Consider the following 19,055-nt stretch of genomic DNA (forward strand, 5'->3'; position numbering starts at 1 on the left):
TAAGCAACGGCTTCGGCCCACCTGCCACGGCGAGGGGACCTTGCAGCCCGGATAAGGCTTTGGCGGTGGAATCACTCAGCGGCACTGAGAACCGGTATCGGCATGGTTTGGGTCAGCCGCTGGAGCAGTCTGGAGCGCTCCTCCGCCGCCTTTTCGGCGCTTGCCTGCCGGACGTGGCCATAGCCGCGGATCAGCGCCGGGACCGAGGCCAGGGCTACCGCGGCCTCGATTTTGCCCGGCGCCAGCGAGCTGGCCACGAGCTGCAGATCGGCTTCGTACTGCGCCAGCAATTGCCGTTCCATGCGCCGCTCGGCGGTGTAGCCGAACAGGTCGAAAGCCGTGCCGCGCAGGCCTTTCATCGCCGCCAGCAGGCGAAAGCCCTTCATCATCCAAGGCCCGAAGCTCGATTTCCTCGGCTTGCCGTCATTGCCGCGACGCCCCATGATCGGCGGCGCGAGATGGAATTCGAGCTTCTCATAGCTCTGGAACTGCTTGCCAAGCTCGGCGGCGAAGGAGCCGTCGGTGTAGAGCCGCGCCACCTCGTATTCGTCCTTGATCGCCATCAGCTTGAACAGGCTTTTGGCGGCGGCCTCGGTCACGGCGGTCGAACCCGGCATGGCCTTGGTTTCCGCCGCTCGCAGCGTCGAGATCCTGTCGGCGTAGCGCCTGCCGTAAGCAGCGTTCTGATAGGCCGTGAGGAAAGTGACGCGGCGGGCGATGATCTCGTCGAGCGTCTCGGCGACCGGCGCGGCCTGCCCGGTCTTGTCGGCGAAGGTTGAGCCCGGCTGGGCGACGAGGCCGCGCACAAAATCCGGCTGATGTGCGGCGCGGCGGCCCCACTGGAAAGCGGCGATGTTCATCGCCACCGCTTCGCCGTTCAATTCAATGGCCTTCTCAACGGCTTCGGCCGAGAGCGGCAGACCACCGTGCTGGAAGGCAAAGCCAAGCATGAACATATTGGCGCCGAGCGAATTGCCGAACAGTGCGGTGGCGGTACGGGTGGCGTCGAAGAAATGGGCCTTGTCGTCGCCGGCGGCGGACCGGATCGCCTTCTTCAAGCGCTCGACCGGCAGCGAGAAATCGGCCGATCGGGCAAATTCGCCCGGCATGATCTCGGCGGTGTTGGCGAGGAAGATCGTATGGCCCTCGCGCACCGCCGTCAGCACCTTCTTGGCCCCCGACACGACGAGATCGCAGCCGAGCACGAGGTCGGCCTTGCCCGCCGAAACGCGGATGGCATTGATGTCTTCGGGTGTGCGGGCAATGCGGACATGGGTGAACACAGAGCCGCCCTTCTGGGCAAGGCCGGCCATGTCGATCATGCCGCAACCCTTGTCCTCCAGATGCGCCGCCATGCCGAGCACGGCGCCGACGGTGACGACGCCAGTGCCCCCGACGCCGTCGATGATCGCCGCCCAGCCCTCGACGCCGAGCGGGAATTCGGCTGGTGTCGGTACGCCTTCGAGCGGGTCGGTCTTGCCGGCCAGGCCGTCTGCCTTGCGGATCTTGGCACCGTGCACGGTGACGAAGGACGGGCAGAAGCCGTTGACGCAGGAGAAATCCTTGTTGCAGCTCGACTGGTCGATCTTGCGCTTGCGGCCAAATTCGGTCTCGACCGGCTGGATCGAGACGCAGTTCGACTGCACGCCGCAATCGCCGCAGCCTTCGCAGACCAGTTCGTTGATGAAGACGCGCTTGTCAGGATCGGGAAAAGTGCCGCGCTTGCGGCGGCGGCGCTTTTCGGCGGCGCAGGTCTGGTCGTAGAGCAGGATCGATACGCCCTTGACCTCGCGCAGCTCGCGCTGGACCAGATCGAGGTCGTCGCGGTCGTGGATAGTCGCGCCCGCCGGAAACTCGGCCTTCCCAGCATATTTGTCGGGCTCGTCGGTGACGATGGCGATGCGGTCGACGCCCTCCGCCCGCACCTGCCTGGCGATCATGTCAACGGTCAGCCCGCCTTCATGCGGCTGGCCGCCGGTCATCGCGACGGCGTCGTTGTAGAGGATCTTGTAGGTGATGTTGGCTTCGCTCGACAGGGCGAAGCGGATCGCCAGCGTGCCGGAATGGTTGTAGGTACCGTCGCCGAGATTCTGGAAGATGTGGCCGCGCTTCGAGAACGGCGCCTGGCCTACCCATTGCGCGCCCTCGCCGCCCATGGCGGTGAAGCCGAGCGTGTTGCGGTCCATCCAGAGCGCCATGAAGTGGCAGCCGATGCCGGCGGCGGCGATCGAGCCGTCCGGCACCTTGGTCGAGGAATTGTGCGGACAGCCCGAACAGAAGAAGGGCGTGCGCGATCCGATGTCGGTAGCGTCCTTCAGCATCGCCTGGAACTGGCGCAACTTCGCGACCCTTGCCGAAATCTCTTCGGACGGGCCGATGGTCTTCACGATCCTCTCGCCCAGTGCAATGGCGATCTCGTTGGGGTCCAGCGCCCCCTTGGCCGGGAACAGCCAGTCGCCGCGCTCGTCCTTCTTGCCGACGATGACCGGCTGCGTGGCGGTGCCATAAAGGCTTTCGCGCAGTTGCACCTCGATCAGCGAGCGTTTCTCCTCGACGACGACGATGGTGTCGAGACCGCGCGCGAACTCGGCGATGTGCTGCAGGTCGAGCGGCCAGGGGCAGCCGACCTTGAACAGCCGCACGCCGATGCGGTTGGCTTCCGCCTCGTCGATGCCGATATCCTCCAGCGCCTGGCGGACGTCGAGATAGCTCTTGCCCAGCGTGATGATGCCGAGCTTCGGATTGCGGCCGCCCGAATAGACGATCCTGTTCAGCCCATTGGCATGGATGAAGGCGGAGGCCGCGGCACGCTTGTGCTCATGCAACCGCTCTTCCTGGCCGAGCATGTCGATCTCGTGACGGATGTTGAGACCACCCGGCGGCATGTCGAAATCCGGGACGACGATGTTCAATCGTTCGAGCGAGGCATCGACCGAAGCTGTCGATTCGATATTGTCCTTGACGCATTTGATCGCCGCCCAGGTGCCGGCGAAGCGCGACATGGCAAAGCCATACAGGCCGTGGTCGATGATCTCCTGGACTCCGGCCGGGTTCAGGATCGGCACCATGGTGTCGACGAAGAGGAATTCGGTGGCGTGCGCATTGGTCGAAGATTCGGCCATGTGGTCGTCACCCATGAGCGCAAGGACGCCGCCATATCTAGACGAGCCGGCGAGATTGGCGTGGCGGAACACATCGCCCGAACGATCGACGCCCGGACCCTTGCCGTACCAGACCGAAAACACGCCGTCATGGGTACCCTCGCCCAACAGTTCCGTCTGCTGCGAGCCCCAGCAGGCGGTGGCGGCAAGCTCCTCGTTAAGGCCAGGCTGGAAAACGATATCGGCCTCGCCGAGCTGCTTTTTCGCCTTCCAAAGCTGCATATCCAGGCCGCCGAGCGGCGAGCCGCGATAGCCCGAGACAAAGCCTGCCGTGTTCAGGCCAGCACGGCGGTCGCGCTCGCGCTGCATCAGGAGCATGCGGATGACCGCCTGCGCGCCGGACAGGAAGATGCGCTCCTTGCCAAGATCGAATTTGTCGTCGAGCGCGACATCATGCAGCGTCATCAGGCATTTCCTCTGCGAAGGCCGCGCGCGGCAGCGGCCAACGTCGGGATCGGATGACGCATCCTTTCTTCCCTTGCAAGGCAGGTCAAACAAAATCGAAAGGACCAGCCAACGCGCAACAAACAGTCCGGCGGGTGCTGGGCCGCGCATGAAAGCGTGGGCCGACAGCGCGACGGCGCACAAAAATTCCGGGCGAAATCGATGCCGTCGGACGGCGTCAGCCGGCTTTCGAGCAGTCCGGCTTCGGCTCGCCCGGCAGCTTGCCGTCGGGATGGCCGGCGAGATCGGGATTGGCCGTGTAGAGCTGGTCGATGACCAGCGGCCGGTCGGGCAGGATGGACTGGTCTTCCGTCGACATCAGCGTGGTGTCGATGGTCTGCAGGACGGCACCGTCGGCGCCCTTGATGCTGATGGCGATGGCATAGGGCTTGTTCCTGACGACGCAGGTGAGCGCCGGGCTTTCCAGGCTCACCTTGTCGAGCTTCGGCCAGATCTTCTGTTCGACCACGAAGGGCGCGCCGCCGGCCGGATTCTGGAAACTGGCGACCGCCACCTGACCCTCGCCCATCGGCCGCAAGGGCCGCAACGTCACGACGTAGGTCGCCCTGGCGAGACGGTAATTGAAGATGAATATCTTGCCGGAAACCTCGAACAGCTTGCCCTCGCCGCCGGTATCGCGACAGGCGCCGAGTGCCATCGCCGCTACCAGCGCCACGCCAACAACGTTCAATCGGGAAAGAATTCTAGCCATTCCTGACCTCATTGGCCGCGATGCGGCGGCGGTAGTGACGGCTTGCCTTCTGCCTGTTGCCGCACACCGCCATGTCGCACCAAAGGCGGCTGGAATTGCGGCTCCTGTCGACGAACAGCCAGGTGCAGTTGGGGCAGATCCTGAGCCTCGCGACCGTGTCGTCGCGCAGCAGTGAAAGAGCTGAAACCGCCAGCGCCGCCTCGAAGGCGATCGGCGTCGCCGGATCGCCGAACGGCCGTCCCGGCGCCCCGATCTCGGTCCGGCCGGCGGCCAGGCCGTCGGCGCAGGCCCGCAGGAATTCAGGCAGGTCGGCGGTGGCGACCGCGCCCTTCGAGACCGCGCCCCGGAACAGCCGGTCGGTCGTCTCGCGGATCGACAGCACGACGGGCGCGATTGCAGCCGGCGAGGACACCGCCAGCCGCCTGTCGCCAAGCTCGACGGCGCGAAAGCCGGTGGCCGCGTCGGCGAAGCGGGCGATTTCGGCCGGATCGTCGAAGCGGTCGAACGTGCGCGCCGGATCGCCACGGAGCACGACGGTGTTTGCCGTGTCGAGCGCAAGCAGACCGCCGGTGAAGCGGTGCGGAGTCCAGGCGACTGTCATTCCCCGAAATCTAACCGATAAATCGCATTTGACAAGTTAGATTCGGCGATGCAAACCTCAGATGCGCACGGTATGATCGCCTTTATCCGATCCGCTCCTGTCCGATCCGCTCTTGGGCGGGATGCTTGTGGTGTTGTCGAGCATGCTCTATTTCTTCCAGCAGGTGCTGAACGGGCTGCATTCGGGCGCGCTTTATGCCCTGCTCGCCTTCGGCTACGTGCTGACCAACGGCATCCTGCACCGCACCAACCTCGCCTATGGCGCGCTGTTTGCCTTCTGCGGCCAGGCAATGATCCTGAGCGTCGCCTTCGGCTACCAGGTGCTGTGGCTGACGCTGCTGGCTTCGGTGCTGTTCGGCGTCGTCGCGGCGTTCCTCTATGCCGCGCTCATCAGCCATGTCCTGTCACGCAGCGTCTTTGAACCATTGGCCGACCGCTCGCCCAATGCCATCGTGGTGACGACGCTCGGCATCCTGATCATCCTGTCGGAAGCAAGCCGCATCGCGGCCGACACGCATGATCTGTGGCTGCCGCCGATGCTGGCCGAGCCCATCGTTTTCGCCGAAGGCTCCGGTTTCAAGGCGACGCTGACGCTGATCCAGGTGCTCGACTGCGTCGTGGTCCTGGCGGCGGTCGCACTCGCTACATGGGCGTTTGCCCGCTCAAACTTCGGCCGGTGCTGGCGTGCCGTCTCCGACGACCCCAGGGCCGCCGCCCTGTGCGGCGTCGACGTGCGTGGCGTGTTTAGGCGCGCCGTGCTGTTCGGAGGCTTCTGCGCCGCGCTGGCCGGGGTCATGGCCAGTCTCTATTACGGCAATGTCAGCTTCGGTTCCGGCCTGGTCTACGGCCTGAAGATCCTGTTCGTGACGGCTGTCGGCGGCTATCTCTCGCCGCCAAGGGCCGCGCTGGGCGCGGCCGCTTTCGGCATGGCCGAATCACTGTGGGCCGGCTATTTCCCGGTCGAATGGCGCGATGCGTGGATGTATCTGTTCCTGGTGGCCATGCTGATCCTGATCGGCGCCGGCCGCGACTCCGGCAAGGTCGTCTGAACCCATCAGACTTTGGTTGCATGACGTATCGTCAGGCTGCGGTTTTCCACCGTGCCGCAAGAGCCGATGGCCTGCATCCTTCCTCCTCGTGTTGACCAACCGGACCACGCACTGCATACGGTTGGGCCAGGCGGCGCGACGAAAAAGGGGGATCGCGCGTCACCGCATCAGGGAGGAATGCATGGCAGGGCTTCTCGCTCTATCCAGAACGATCGATCGTATGAACGAGTTCATCGGCAAATCGGTATCCTGGCTGATCCTGCTGGCGATCCTGGTGAGTGCGGCCAACGCGGTCATCCGCAAGGTGTTCGACACCTCGTCGAACGCCTGGCTCGAGCTGCAATGGTACCTGTTCGGCGCCGCCTTCATGCTGGCCGCCGCCTATACGCTGAAACAGAACGAGCATATCCGCATCGATATCGTCTACGGCCTGTTTTCACGCCGCGTGCAGCACTGGATCGACCTCTTTGGCCACGTCTTCTTCCTGATGCCGTTCGTGACGCTGATGGTGTTCTATTTCGTGCCTTATGTGTCGCTGTCGTTCCACAGCGGTGAAATGTCGACCAATGCCGGGGGCCTGATCGTGTGGCCGGCCAAGGCCATCCTGCTGGTCGGTTTTTTCCTGCTCGCGCTGCAGGGCATTTCCGAGATCATCAAGAAGATCGCCATCATGCGCGGCATCATTGAGGATCCCAACCCGTTCATTTCCGTGCACGAACAGGCTGAACTCGAAGCCAAGGCGCTCGCTGAAGAAGCCAAGGCGCTCGCCGAAGAGGTGCGTTCGTGATGGAGTTCATCGCCCAGAACATGGCGCCGATCATGTTCGCCTCGCTGATCCTGTTCATGCTGATCGGCTATCCCGTCGCCTTTTCGCTCGCCGCCAACGGCCTGATGTTCTTCTTCATCGGCGTGCTTTTGACGCCCTATTCGGGCGGCGCGATCAATCTCGCCTGGCCGCTGCTCTATGCGCTGCCGGACAATTTCTACGGCAGCCGGGTGATGTCGAACGATACGCTGCTGGCCATCCCGTTCTTCACCTTCATGGGCATCGTGCTCGAGCGATCCGGCATGGCCGAGGACCTGCTGGACACCATCGGCCAGTTGTTCGGACCGATCCGCGGCGGCCTCGCCTATGCGGTGATCTTCGTCGGCGCGCTGCTGGCGGCGACCACCGGCGTGGTGGCGGCATCCGTCATTGCCATGGGGCTGATCTCGCTGCCGATCATGCTGCGCTATGGTTATGACCGCAGGGTGGCATCGGGCGTCATCGCGGCGTCGGGCACGCTCGCCCAGATCATTCCGCCATCGCTGGTGCTGATCGTTCTCGCCGACCAGCTCGGCCGCTCTGTGGGCGACATGTATGCCGGCGCCCTGATCCCCGGCCTGGTGCTGACCGGCCTGTACACGCTCTACATCGTGATCATGTCGATCGTCCGGCCCAAATCTATGCCGGCCCTGCCGCTCGAGGCGCGGACACTCGGCCATGGCGTGGTGTCCTTGCTGATTGCGCTGGTAGCGGCCGTGGCCATTGCCTATGCGGCCTACCATTACCTGGTGCCCGCTCATGGCGACAATGCCGACATTCTCGGCGCGGCAGTCGGCGTCATCTTCATCTACGTCGTCGCGATTCTCGACCGCGGCCTGAACATCAACATGATGTCGCGGCTGGCGCAGCAGGTCGTGATCGTGCTGATCCCGCCGCTGGCGCTGATCTTCCTGGTGCTCGGCACCATCTTCCTCGGCATCGCCACCCCAACCGAGGGCGGCGCCATGGGCGCGGTCGGCGCACTGGCGATGGCGGCGATGAAGGGCCGGCTGTCGATGGACGTGATCAAGCAGGCGCTGGCCTCGACGACGCGGCTGTCGTCCTTCGTGCTGTTCATCCTGATCGGCGCGCGGGTGTTCTCGCTGACCTTCTATGGGGTCAACGGCCAGATCTGGGTCGAGCATCTCTTGACCTCGCTGCCGGGCGGCGAAGTCGGCTTCCTGATCGGCGTCAACATGCTCGTCTTCTTCCTCGCCTTTTTCCTAGATTTCTTCGAACTGGCGTTCATCATCGTGCCGCTGCTGGCGCCGGCCGCCGACAAGCTCGGCATCGACCTGATCTGGTTCGGCGTGCTTCTGGGCGTCAACATGCAAACCAGCTTCATGCATCCGCCGTTCGGTTTCGCGCTGTTCTATCTGCGCTCGGTCGCCTCGCGCGTGCCCTACCTCGACCGCTTGACCGGCAAGCAGATCGCGCCGGTGACGACGGGCCAGATCTATTGGGGCGCGGTGCCGTTCGTCTGCATCCAGGTGATCATGATCGCCCTGACCATCGCCTTCCCGCAAATGGTGATGCGCTACAAGGGCGCGGCCGTCGATTCCGGCACGATCGACTACAAGGTGCCGGAAATGCCCAGCCTGTCGCCGCTTGGCACGCCGGAAGGTGGCGGCGCGCCTGCCAATGGCGGTGGCGCACCGGCGACGCCCGGCATGCCCGACCTGTCGCAACCGCCGAATTTCGGCGATACGCCGCCAGCCAAGCCGGCGACACCGACGCCGGACCTGTCGCAGCCGCCGAATTTCAACTGAGCTCGGAGGGGAAGACGCCATGAAAGCCGTGCGGCTGGAGAGAGTGGGCAGCATCGCGCTACGCGAAATTCCCAAGCCGGTCCCCGGTCCGGACGAGCTTCTGGTGCGGATCGAGGCCTGCGGTGTCTGCGGCACCGACCGGCATCTTTTCCACGGCGAGTTCCCCTGCAGGCCTCCAGTGACGCCCGGGCACGAATTCTCCGGTATCATCGAGGCGGTCGGCACCGCCGTCTCCGGCTTTGCCGTCGGTGACCGGGTCACTGGCGATCCCAACATTGCCTGCGGACGCTGCGGCCACTGCCATGCCGGCCAGGTCAACCTGTGCCGCAATCTCACCGCCATCGGCATTCACCGCGACGGCGGCTTTGCCGATTATGTGGTGATGCCGCAGAAACAGGCTTTTGTCCTTCCCGCGGATCTGAAGCCGACACATGGCGCTTTCTGCGAGCCGCTCGGCTGCTGCCTGCACGGCGTCGACCTTGCCGAGATCAAGCCAGGCAGTTCGGTTGTCGTGCTCGGCGGCGGTGTCATCGGCCTGCTCACCGTTCAACTGGCGCGGCTTGCCGGGGCCACCACCATCATCCTGTCGACGAGGCAAGCCTCGCGGCGCGCGCTTGCCAGGGAACTCGGTGCGACGGCGACGGTCGATCCCACCGCCGCCGATGTGATCGACGCCATCGCCGGTCCGGCCGGCCTGATGCCTGACGGCGTCGACGTCGTGTTCGAATGCGCCGGTGTGCGCGAGACCGTCGAGCAATCGATGCGGCTGGCAAGGGCGGGCGGCACTGTCGTCATCGTCGGTGTGACGCCGCAAGGCGTGAAGGTGGAATTCGAACCCTTCGACCTGCTGTTCCGGGAGCTGAAGGTGCTGGGCTCGTTCCTCAACCCCTACACACACCGCCGTGCCGCCAAGCTTATCGCGTCGGGCGCGATCGAGATCGACCGGCTGATCTCCAGGCAAGTCACGCTCGAAGAGGCGCCGGCGGTGATCGCCAACGCGCCGGCTCCAGGCGAAGTGAAGGTGCTGGTGGTGCCGGGTTTGGGCTGAGGCGCGGGCTTCCGGCGTCTGGCATTGCCGTCGCCGTTGAGCAAGGAAAAGCCCCGGGACAGAAGAGCCCGGGGCTTTCGAACAAACAAAGCGCGATCGCCTACAGCTTGCCGTTGCGCTGCTGGACCATCATGAAGGTGTCGTAGTTGTATTCGGCCACCTGCGCCCAGAGATAGTGCTCCTTGCGGAAGCCCTTGATCGATTCCCAGATCTTCTTGAACGGCGCGTTCGAGGCTTCCATTTCGGCATAGACCTCGTTGGCCTTCTCGAAGCACGCGGCCATGATCTCCTGGCTGAACGGACGCAGTTTCGCCCCGCCGGCCACCAGCCGCTTCACCGCCGGAGGGTTCACGTAGTCGTATTTCTGCAGCATGTTGGCATCGGCGGCCTGGGCGCACGTGCGCAGCAGCGATTTGTAGGTCGGCGAAAGCTCGTCGTATTTCGTCTTGTTGAACATCAGGTGGACGGTCGGGCCGCCCTCCCACCAGCCCGGATAGTAGTAATAGGGGGCGACCTTGTAGAAGCCGAGCTTCTCGTCGTCATAGGGGCCGACCCATTCAGCGGCGTCGATGGTGCCCTTTTCCAGCGCCGGATAGATGTCGCCGCCGGCGATCTGCTGCGGCACGACGCCGAGCTTCTGCACCACTTTGCCGGCAAAGCCGCCGATGCGCATCTTGAGGCCGGAGAGGTCGGCGACGGTGTTGATCTCCTTGCGGAACCAGCCACCCATCTGCACGCCGGTGTTGCCGCCCGGCAGGCCGAACAGACCTTGCGTGGCGAGGAACTCATTGAACAGGTCGATGCCGCCGCCATGGTAGTGCCAGGCATTCATGCCGCGCGCGTTGAGCGAGAAGGGCACCGCCGCACCCAGCGCCCATGTCGGGTCCTTGCCCCAGTAATAATATGCCACCGTGTGGCAGGCCTCGACCGTGCCGGCCGTGGTGGCGTCGGCGGCCTGCAGGCCGGGAACGAGTTCGCCGGCGGCAAAGACCTGGATCTGGAAATTGCCGTCGGTGGCTTCAGACAACATCTTGGAGAACACTTCGGCCCCGCCATAGATGGTGTCGAGCGACTTCGGGAAGGAGGACGCCAGCCGCCATGTCACCTTGGGATTGGACTGGGCTATTGCCGGTGCGGCGAGCGTGGCCGCTGCCGCGGCTGCGCCGACGCCGGTGACGCCGGCCTTGCGGATGAATGAACGACGATCCATGCAGTTCCTCCCTTTTGGATCAACAGACCGACGTTCGGGAAATCCTCGGCCCCCGCATCGGTTCGCACGAAACAATACACGGGCAAGGAGTCGAGTCCAGCACTGCGGCCGGATTTGGTGGCGAAGCCGTGCGACCCTGCAACTATAGTCTAACAGGCGGTTTCCTGGCCCATGCGACACGCTGAAACTTGGCTGGAAAAATGCCGGGGGATCGCTTATTTTAAAGGCAGGACATCCCTTGCCAGATGGAAAACAGACCCAAAATGCAGCAGCCGCTCGTCGCCATATCGACCGACGTCCGTCAATTCGACAACTACACCTGGCATGCCGCGCCCCAACAATATCTGGAAGCAGCAATCGTAGGTGCCGGCGTTTTCCCCCTGCTGGTGCCTTCGTTCGGCGACCGGCTGGACTTCGACGAACTCCTGTCGTCGGTCGACGGCGTCATGCTGACCGGCTCGAAATCCAACGTCGATCCCTCACTCTATGGCGGCGATGCCAGCGAAGCCAATGGCCCCTATGACACCGCGCGCGACTCCACGACGCTGCCGCTGATCCGCAAGGCGATCGAGCGCGGCGTGCCGCTGCTTGCCATCTGCCGCGGCATCCAGGAGCTGAACGTGGCGCTTGGCGGTACACTGGGCACCGAGATCCAGGAGCGCGAGGGGTCGCTGGACCACCGCGCGGCGGTGAGCGACAAACAGGATGAGCGCTTCGCCATTCACCAGACCATTTCGATCAAGCCAGGCAGTTGCCTCGCCGGCGTGTTCGGCGCGGGCGACATCAAGGTCAATTCCTTGCATCGCCAGGCGATCGACCGGTTGGGCTCGAAGCTCGAGATCGAGGCTGTCGCCGCTGACGGCACGGTCGAAGCGGTTTCGGTCAAGGGCGCGCGCGCCTTCGCCGTCGGCGTCCAATGGCATCCCGAATACTGGGTCAAATCGGACAGCAATTCCGCCAAGATTTTTCGGGCTTTCGGTGATGCGGTGCGTTTGCACGCGGCAGCGAAAGCCGGCGCACGGGCCGCGGCTGAGTAGTCAGTCTCCGCGCTTCAAGCCACCGTCCGATGCCAGCGACAGCAACGGCAGCGCCGGGGCGTAGGATTCGTAGCCGTTGCCGTCAGCCACGGCGAAGGTGACGATCGGATCGATGCCGTTGGCGCTGAAGGCGACCGTTCCGTCGTTTTGCTCGCGCCAGAATTTCGCCTGCTCGAGGCCCGGCAGGAGCCGTCGGCAATTCGGAGCCACGGTCAACAGCGACAAGCCATCCGAGACCGAGGCGCCGCGCGTGACCGCGCAGGCCCCCTCGTCGCCATTGGCGACCAGCCTGTAGGTGTCGGACGGCGTGGCCTCTTCGCCGACGCTTTCAACACCGCCGGCATGAAACAGCTGAACGCCGCCGAACAAGGCAGCGGCCCCGATCAATGTGGAAAGCGTCTTCATCCCTGAACTTCACCCACGCATACACAGGATGAAGAATGATTTCAAAGGGTTAAGCAGACGTTAATAAATAGGGTAGAGCCCGGCGCTCAAGCGCGTGCCTTCACGTCAACAGTCTCGGGCACCGGTGTCAGCGGCCGGCGCTCGCTGAACCACGACACCAGATTGTCGACGCACAGATCGGCCATGGCGCGGCGCGTGTGCTCCGAGGCCGAGCCGACATGCGGCAACAGAGAGGTGTTTGGCAAGTCGAGCAACGCCTTGGGGACATTCGGCTCGTCGGCGAAGACATCGAGCCCGGCTGCGGCGATGGTGCCGTCGGCGAGAGCGGCCGCCAGGGCCGCCTCGTCGACGGTGCTGCCGCGGCCGATGTTGACGAAGACGCCGTTCGCGCCGAGCGCCGAAAGGATTTCGGCATTGACCGCTTTCTGTGTCGATGCTCCGCCGGGCGCCACCGAAATCAGCGTGTCGACTGCCTCGGCCAAGCCCTTCAGCGTCGCGTGATACTGGTAGGCCAGACCTTCGACACGACGCCGGTTGTGATAGGCGACCGGCAGTCCGAACGCCTCCAGCCGCCGTGCAATGGCTTGGCCGATGCGGCCCATGCCGAAAATGCCGACACGGCGCGCGCGCAAGGTCAGCCGGCTCAGCGGATAGTTGCCCTTGCGCACCCAGCTGCCGTCACGCAGCCAGGTCTCGGCGCGCGGCAGGTCGCGGATTGTGTTGATCAGCAGGCCGATCGCGGTGTCGGCGACCTCCTCGGTCAGGACGTCGGGCGTGTTGGTGACCATGATGTTCTTCGCCGCCGCATGGTGGACGTCGACCGAATCATAGCCGACGCCGAAGGAGGCGATGAGTTCGAGATTGGGCAACGCATCCATCATCGCCGCACTGATGCCGGCAAAGGATGCGATGCCACGCACGGCGCGGCGCATCTCCTCGGTGACCAGCGCCGGATCGGCGCGCTCGATGCCGACGCGCCTGAAGGTCCGTTCGATACGCCCGACGGCGTGATCGCTGAAATCCGCCGGCACCAAAATGGCAACGGCTTGCAGATCCTTGGCCCTGGTCATGCACGCTCCACCGGCTTGCCGGTCGACTGGCGCACATGCAGTTCCGGCTTGATCAATTCCTGCGAGGGCCGCACCGTCTGCCCGTTGAGCTTGTCGAGCAGCGCGCTGGCGGCGCGGCGACCGACCTCGCGCTGGCCATTCCAGACGGTGGTCAGCGCCGGCGTGGCGATCGCCGCCTCCTCGAGATCGTCATAGCCGGTAACGGAGATGTCGATGCCCGGCACCAGGCCGGCGCGCGCTATGCCGTTCATCAGGCCGATGGCGACTAGGTCGTTCCAGCAGCAGGCGGCGGTCGGTCTGTCCTTCAGCGCCAGGAACTGCCCGGCCGCCTCGAAGCCGGCTTGCTTGGTGCGTGGGCCGGCAATGCGCCAGGACGGTCTGACTTCAAGCCCCGCCGCCTCCATGGCGTTGACATAGCCCTGGTAGCGATCACGCCCGGTCGAAGTCTGGTCGGTGCCGCCAATCATGGCGATGCGCTTGTGGCCGAGCGAGATCAGGTGGTTGGTGGCGAGGCCCGTGCCATACGCATCGTCACCGCGAAACACCGGCACGTCGGCGCCCTCGACGGTGCGTGCGATCAGCACCGCCGGCAAGCCGTTCTCCTCGGCCATGACGATGTCCGACGCCGGCGTGCCGATGGCCGGCGACATGATGACGCCGTCGGCGCCGAGCTGCAGCAGCGTATCGATGAAGGTGCGCTGCTTTTCGAGCTGATCATAATGATTGGACAGGATGAAGGTTTGCCGGCTGCGGTCGAGCTCACTCTCGATCGAGCGCAGGATCTCGGCGAAGAACGGGTTCATGATGTCGTGCACGACGACACCGACAATGCCCGAGCGCGAGGTGCGCAGACTGGCGGCGCGGCGGTTGTAGATATAGCCGATGGCGCGGGCGTGTTCCTTGATGCGGTCGCGCGTCGAGCCGGCGACCAGCGGACTGTCGCGCAGCGCCAGCGAAACCGTGGCCGTGGACACGCCGAGCGCATCCGCGATCGTCGACAGCTTGATCTTCTGTGCCAGGCTTTCGCTCCCCGTCGTTTTTTAAACTGTTTAAGGGCGGCCTTATGCCATCGATCGGGGCCAAATCAAAGTTTTTTTGCCAGCGCTTCGGCCTCGACATCCGAGGCCGCGCGGCTGCGCAGCCTGAGCCGGTGTTCGCGATGGACGATGTAGAGGCCGCTGGCGACGATGATGGCGGCGCCGACCAGCGTCCAGCGGTCGGGGAACTGCTTGAAGACAAGCCAGCCGGAAATGATCATCCACACCATCTGCGAATAGGGATAGGGCGCCAGCGCCGTGGTCGTCGCCAGCCGATAGGCCTGCACCAGCAGCCAATGGCCAACGCCGCCGAAAACGCCAAGCATTAGCAGGACGAACCAGTGCCAGCCATCGTGCGGCAAGGAGAAGGAGAACGGCAGCATGGGTAAAAGCAGCACCGCCGGCGCCAGCGCCGAGAACAGGATCAGGCTTTCCGACGTTTCGGTCGCCGACATGCGGCGCGTCATGATGACATAGAAGCAGTTCGACAGCATCGAGCCGAGCGCGAAGAGATGTCCGACGCCGAAAACACCGACACCCGGCCTCGTGATGATCAAGACCCCGGCGAAAGCGGTCAGGATCGCCAGCCAACGCCGCCAACCGGCCCATTCGCCCAGCAGCGGGCCGGCAAGCGCGGTGATCACCATCGGCCCGAAGAAATAGATCGATGTCGTCTCGGCCAGTTGCAGGGAGCGCAGCGCCAGGACGTTGAACATGGTCGAGCCGAACAGGAAGGCGCCGCGTATCACATGCGCGGGCAAGTTGACCGGGCGAAACCGCACCGGCTCGCGCCAGCCGCGCAGCAGCGCCCCAACCAGCACGACATGCACGGCAAAGCGCACCCAGGCGACGATCAGGACGGAGACGCCTGCAAGGACGAGATATTTGCTGCTGGTATCGAGGAAGGTGAAGAAGACATAGGTCGTCAGCATGCACAGGATTGCCACCGGCGGCGTCGCGCTTTCTGCATATCGTTGGGAAGGATTCACGTGCAGACCGGGGGAAAAGCTGGGCTGAAGCCCACCTTTTGCGGGAATTGTCGCTTGCCGGCAAGCCAAAAGCGTCTGGCACAACAAGACGCCTGGGACAGGCTTAGCCCTCGTCCGGCATGTCACGGCCTAAACCGGCAACGGGTTGACCATGCCCGCCGCCAACAGCAGCGCATTGTCGGTGCGGCCGGATCTGGTTGGCACCGCCGCAGGACTGGCCGCCGCAATGAGGATCGGCGGCGGGGCACTCATCGCCTCCATCGCCGGCCTGTTTCTCGCAGATTCAGCTCCAGCGCTTTTTTCCATGATGCTGGTGTCGGCGATATTCGCATTGCTGGCGGCACTGTATGCCGCTCTTCTCGATCGGCGGCAGCCAGTCGATTGAGCTTGTGAGTTTGCCTCTATCCATGCATGCGGGCACCCTTGGTGATCTTGTCGACGACCTTCTTCCCTGCGCGCAGCGCGATGCCGACCACCTTGGCGTCTTCCGGCGCGAATTCGGCAAAGACGGCGCGATTGGCGGCGTCGAAGCCGGTCGAAAACATCTCCTCGACATAGAGCGAGGTGGTGACGCCGCGTTCCAGCGCACGCCGGTGGATCGCACCAAGCGCCGCATGGTCGGCCGAGAGCACGATGACCGGCTGGATCGACAGGGGATTGTAGAGATTGTCGGCGCGGTCGCGATAGGGCTCGCCGATGATGTCGGGGAATTGCGCGACGACGCCGCTGGTCAGGAAGGCGGTGACGTTGAGTTTCTGCCAGACGGGCAGATCTTCCCGCAGCACGATTGCAAATTTCGTATCAAACATGAGAAAATGCGCCATTCGAGGTTAAGCCCCGTATTGCGAGGCTGAAGGAGACGATGTCGTTCGAACTAGACCGCCAGGCCTTCGAGGGTCTTGGACGTTTGTGCGCCGATGCCGCTGAAAGCTGCATCATCTCCGCTCCCGACCCTGCGGGGATGGAGCGCATCGAGGCGCGGTTTCACGGCAGCGCCTTCGATCCCCATCGCCACGACACCTATGCGATCGGGGTGACGCTGCGCGGCGTGCAGACCTTTCGCTATCGTGGTGCCGCGCGGCACAGCCTGCCCGGCCAGGTCATCGTGCTGCATCCGGACGAATTGCACGATGGCGGCGCGGGCACCGAGGAAGGCCTGCGCTACAGAATGCTCTATCTCGAGCCGTCACTGATACTCGACTGTCTCGGCGGCACGGCGCTGCCGTTCGTCAGCGACGGCGTGGTGACCGACGATGCCTTCTGCGCGACGCTGCTTTCGGCGCTTGGGCCATTGGAGCGGGAACTCGACGAGCTGTTCATCGACGACTTCCTGGCTCAACTGATGCAAAGCCTCGCCCGGCATGCCGGTCAGCCGGCAAAACCACTGGCCGGGACGGCGTGGCGAGCGGTGACACTGGCGCGTGAATATCTCTCGGAAAACCTCGACCGGCCCGTGCGTTCGGACGAGTTGAAAGCTATCACGGGTCTCGACCGCTATGCCCTGTCGAGACATTTCCGTGCGGCCTTCTCGACCAGTCCGCATCGTTTCCTGGTGATGCGCCGGCTTCAGAGCGCGCGCAGGATGATCGCCTCCGGCGAGCCCTTGGCACAGATCGCGGTCGAGGCCGGCTTCAGCGACCAGAGCCACTTCAACAGGCAATTCAAGAAAGCGTTCGGCATGACACCGGGACGCTGGTCGTCCTTGATCCACGGAGCTGCCGCGGCGGCTTGATAGCCGAAGAGATCATTCGTCCGTCTCGACGTCGTCGTCGATCAGCACCAGTTCCTCGTTGGAGAGGTTGGCCTCGATACGGGCGAGCAGCTTGAACAGCGCCTTCTGGTCTTTCTTGTCGAGGCCCTTCAGCGCCTGCTTTTCGGTCTTCTTCACCGACTTCTCGATGGCGCGGATGGTTTCACGGCCGGTATCGGTGAGAAAGATATGGGCCTGGCGGGCATCGGATTCCGATGCGCGTTTTTCCAGAAAGCCCTGCGCCTGCAGCCGGTTGATGGTCTTGGTGATGGTCGGCGGACGCACGCCAAGACGCCCGGCAAGATTGCCCGGTGTCTGGCCGTCCTCGCGGTCCAGCGACAGCATGATCTGATCCTGGCCGGCGTAGAAGCCGTGCGCCAGAAGCCGTGCCGCTAGCGCGGTCCTTGCCAGCCTTGCCGCCGAATGCAGCCGGCTCATCGTTGCAGTCTTGTCCGCCTTGGCCATGGTCATCCCTCTTCGGCCGTACCGGTGCGCACAGCATAGACGCAGCCGGCCGGTTGGCAATCGACGATCGAAAAAGATTCCGGCATCCGAAACAGCTTTGCCGGCAAGCATTTGCGGTGTCCGCCGTGGTGATGCCAGATGTTTATTTCAGTTAGATGACAAACGAGTTTCGCGTGCAGGAAATTCGAACCAACGGCTGCGTGAATGCGATCCGGCAACCGATAGCCCCGGACAAGAAGCCCCTTGATCATTCCATCGCGGGGCGACGACCGCTTTTCGCGGCCACGATGTCAGAACGAATCCCAGCCGTTAAATTTGGCCCATGGTTTGGCCCGTGCAAAAGCCCGGCGCACATCCTATATGGAACCGACAATCCCTTTCGCGGCCTGGATTTCAGGGCCCAGTCATTTCGAGGCAAGCCATGAGCGACACACAGACGCAGATCCCCGTAACCGTTCTTACCGGCTATCTCGGCGCCGGCAAGACGACGCTGCTCAACCGCATCCTGTCGGAGACCCACGGCAAGCGCTACGCCGTGATCGTCAACGAATTCGGCGAGATCGGCATCGACAACGAGCTGATCGTGGAATCCGACGAGGAAATCTACGAGATGAACAATGGCTGCGTCTGCTGCACGGTGCGCGGCGACCTGATCCGCGTCGTCGAGGGCCTGATGCGCCGGCCCGGCCGCTTCGACGCCATCGTCGTCGAGACCACGGGGCTCGCCGATCCGGTGCCGGTGGCGCAGACCTTCTTCATGGACGACGACGTGCGCTCCAAGACCAAGCTCGATGCCGTGGTGGCGCTGGTCGACGCCAAGCATTTGCCGCTGCGGCTCAAGGATTCCAAGGAAGCCGAGGACCAGATCGCCTTCGCCGACGTCGTCGTGCTCAACAAGACCGACCTTGTGACCCCGGAAGAACTCGCCAAGGTCGAGGCGACGATCCGCGCCATCAATCCGGCGGCCAGGATCCATCGTACGACGCGCGCCGGTGTCGACCTGTCGGAAGTGCTCGACCGCGGCGCCTTCGACCTGTCGCGGGCATTGGAAAACGATCCACATTTCCTCGAGGCGCATGACGAACATGACCACCACGATCATGATCATCACGACCATGATGGCCACGATCACCACCATCATGATCATGACGGGCATGACCATCACGCACATCCTTCCGACATCCATGACGTAACGGTGCAGTCGGTATCGCTGCGCGGCGGCGAGATGGACCCGAAGAAATTCTTCCCTTGGATCGAGAAGATCACCCAGATGGAAGGCCCCAACATCCTGCGACTGAAAGGCATTATCGCGCTCAAGGGCGATGATGAGCGCTATGTCATCCAGGGCGTGCACATGATCATCGAGGGCGACCACCAGCGCGCCTGGAAGGACGGCGAGAAGCACGAAAGCCGGCTGGTGTTCATCGGCCGCGAACTCGACGCCGAGCGGCTGAAGAAGAGCTTCGAGGCCTGCCAGGCCTCGTAAGGCTGTATTTGAAGGGCT

At 63.9% G+C, this 19,055-nt stretch carries 19 protein-coding genes; 8 read left to right on the top strand and 11 right to left on the bottom strand.

Going from position 1 to position 19,055, the window contains the following annotated elements:
* Positions 1 to 71: 71 nt before the first annotated feature.
* The 3 genes from O7B34_RS04115 to O7B34_RS04125 form a co-directional block, all read right to left on the bottom strand.
* Positions 72 to 3,566 (bottom strand): indolepyruvate ferredoxin oxidoreductase family protein, encoded by a 3,495-nt coding sequence (locus O7B34_RS04115; protein WP_337144976.1) that lies wholly within the window; start codon positions 3,564 to 3,566, stop codon positions 72 to 74.
* Between the two features lie 217 nt (positions 3,567 to 3,783).
* Complete coding sequence (locus O7B34_RS04120) at positions 3,784 to 4,329, bottom strand: hypothetical protein (protein WP_337144977.1); 546 nt, start codon at positions 4,327 to 4,329, stop codon at positions 3,784 to 3,786.
* Positions 4,310 to 4,918, bottom strand: coding sequence for a CGNR zinc finger domain-containing protein (locus O7B34_RS04125; protein ID WP_337144978.1), 609 nt, complete (start codon positions 4,916 to 4,918; stop codon positions 4,310 to 4,312). The genes O7B34_RS04120 and O7B34_RS04125 overlap by 20 nt, the downstream gene beginning before the upstream one ends.
* A 142-nt stretch (positions 4,919 to 5,060) precedes the next feature.
* Here O7B34_RS04125 and O7B34_RS04130 point away from each other — a divergent pair, with 142 nt between their 5' ends.
* From O7B34_RS04130 to O7B34_RS04145, 4 genes are all read left to right on the top strand, one after another.
* Complete coding sequence (locus tag O7B34_RS04130) at positions 5,061 to 5,966, top strand: branched-chain amino acid ABC transporter permease (protein ID WP_337145193.1); 906 nt, start codon at positions 5,061 to 5,063, stop codon at positions 5,964 to 5,966.
* A 181-nt stretch (positions 5,967 to 6,147) separates the two neighbouring features.
* Complete coding sequence (locus O7B34_RS04135) at positions 6,148 to 6,753, top strand: TRAP transporter small permease subunit (RefSeq protein WP_337144979.1); 606 nt, start codon at positions 6,148 to 6,150, stop codon at positions 6,751 to 6,753.
* Positions 6,753 to 8,540, top strand: coding sequence for a TRAP transporter large permease (locus O7B34_RS04140; RefSeq protein WP_337145194.1), 1,788 nt, complete (start codon positions 6,753 to 6,755; stop codon positions 8,538 to 8,540). The genes O7B34_RS04135 and O7B34_RS04140 overlap by 1 nt, the downstream gene beginning before the upstream one ends.
* A gap of 19 nt (positions 8,541 to 8,559) precedes the next feature.
* Positions 8,560 to 9,588 carry a zinc-dependent alcohol dehydrogenase family protein gene (locus O7B34_RS04145; RefSeq protein ID WP_337144980.1) on the top strand — a complete coding sequence of 343 codons (1,029 nt, stop codon included), beginning with the start codon at positions 8,560 to 8,562 and terminating at the stop codon, positions 9,586 to 9,588.
* Positions 9,589 to 9,688: 100 nt separating this feature from the next.
* Here the strand turns inward: O7B34_RS04145 and O7B34_RS04150 are convergent, their stop codons facing one another.
* Positions 9,689 to 10,798: a TRAP transporter substrate-binding protein gene (locus O7B34_RS04150; protein WP_224584399.1), complete on the bottom strand. Its 1,110-nt coding sequence runs from the start codon at positions 10,796 to 10,798 to the stop codon at positions 9,689 to 9,691.
* Between the two features lie 263 nt (positions 10,799 to 11,061).
* Here O7B34_RS04150 and O7B34_RS04155 point away from each other — a divergent pair, with 263 nt between their 5' ends.
* Positions 11,062 to 11,835, top strand: a complete 774-nt coding sequence (locus tag O7B34_RS04155; RefSeq protein ID WP_140506725.1) for a gamma-glutamyl-gamma-aminobutyrate hydrolase family protein — start codon at positions 11,062 to 11,064, stop codon at positions 11,833 to 11,835.
* Here O7B34_RS04155 and O7B34_RS04160 read toward each other — a convergent pair whose 3' ends face one another.
* The 4 genes from O7B34_RS04160 to O7B34_RS04175 form a co-directional block, all read right to left on the bottom strand.
* Positions 11,836 to 12,240: a hypothetical protein gene (locus O7B34_RS04160; protein ID WP_337144981.1), complete on the bottom strand. Its 405-nt coding sequence runs from the start codon at positions 12,238 to 12,240 to the stop codon at positions 11,836 to 11,838.
* Between the two features lie 86 nt (positions 12,241 to 12,326).
* Positions 12,327 to 13,310 carry a 2-hydroxyacid dehydrogenase gene (locus O7B34_RS04165; RefSeq protein ID WP_337144982.1) on the bottom strand — a complete coding sequence of 328 codons (984 nt, stop codon included), beginning with the start codon at positions 13,308 to 13,310 and terminating at the stop codon, positions 12,327 to 12,329.
* On the bottom strand, positions 13,307 to 14,329 hold the full coding sequence (locus tag O7B34_RS04170) for a LacI family DNA-binding transcriptional regulator (protein ID WP_084636511.1): 1,023 nt from the start codon (positions 14,327 to 14,329) through the stop codon (positions 13,307 to 13,309). Before O7B34_RS04170 ends, O7B34_RS04165 begins: the two co-directional genes overlap by 4 nt.
* Positions 14,330 to 14,394: 65 nt before the next feature.
* On the bottom strand, positions 14,395 to 15,279 hold the full coding sequence (locus O7B34_RS04175; protein ID WP_337144983.1) for a DMT family transporter: 885 nt from the start codon (positions 15,277 to 15,279) through the stop codon (positions 14,395 to 14,397).
* Between the two features lie 208 nt (positions 15,280 to 15,487).
* On the opposite strand from O7B34_RS04175, the gene O7B34_RS04180 reads away from it, so the two are divergent.
* On the top strand, positions 15,488 to 15,721 hold the full coding sequence (locus O7B34_RS04180; protein WP_337144984.1) for a hypothetical protein: 234 nt from the start codon (positions 15,488 to 15,490) through the stop codon (positions 15,719 to 15,721).
* 16 nt (positions 15,722 to 15,737) lie between these two features.
* Here the strand turns inward: O7B34_RS04180 and O7B34_RS04185 are convergent, their stop codons facing one another.
* Positions 15,738 to 16,145: a DUF2000 family protein gene (locus O7B34_RS04185; RefSeq protein ID WP_337144985.1), complete on the bottom strand. Its 408-nt coding sequence runs from the start codon at positions 16,143 to 16,145 to the stop codon at positions 15,738 to 15,740.
* A gap of 53 nt (positions 16,146 to 16,198) precedes the next feature.
* Here O7B34_RS04185 and O7B34_RS04190 point away from each other — a divergent pair, with 53 nt between their 5' ends.
* Positions 16,199 to 17,068, top strand: coding sequence for an AraC family transcriptional regulator (locus tag O7B34_RS04190; RefSeq protein WP_337144986.1), 870 nt, complete (start codon positions 16,199 to 16,201; stop codon positions 17,066 to 17,068).
* Between the two features lie 12 nt (positions 17,069 to 17,080).
* Here the strand turns inward: O7B34_RS04190 and O7B34_RS04195 are convergent, their stop codons facing one another.
* Positions 17,081 to 17,551, bottom strand: a complete 471-nt coding sequence (locus O7B34_RS04195) for a MarR family winged helix-turn-helix transcriptional regulator (protein WP_337144987.1) — start codon at positions 17,549 to 17,551, stop codon at positions 17,081 to 17,083.
* Between the two features lie 2 nt (positions 17,552 to 17,553).
* A complete protein-coding gene (locus O7B34_RS04200; RefSeq protein WP_337144988.1) occupies positions 17,554 to 17,802 on the bottom strand; it encodes a hypothetical protein in 249 nt (82 codons plus the stop codon).
* A 170-nt stretch (positions 17,803 to 17,972) separates the two neighbouring features.
* Between O7B34_RS04200 and O7B34_RS04205 the strand changes: the two genes are divergently transcribed.
* The gene (locus O7B34_RS04205) at positions 17,973 to 19,037 is read left to right on the top strand and encodes a CobW family GTP-binding protein (RefSeq protein ID WP_337144989.1); all 1,065 of its coding nucleotides are present in this window, start codon (positions 17,973 to 17,975) and stop codon (positions 19,035 to 19,037) included.
* The last annotated feature ends 18 nt before the right edge of the window (positions 19,038 to 19,055 follow it).

The organism is Mesorhizobium sp. Cs1299R1N3 (assembly GCF_037179625.1).
In the GTDB taxonomy this organism is placed as follows: Bacteria; Pseudomonadota; Alphaproteobacteria; order Rhizobiales; family Rhizobiaceae; genus Mesorhizobium; species Mesorhizobium salmacidum.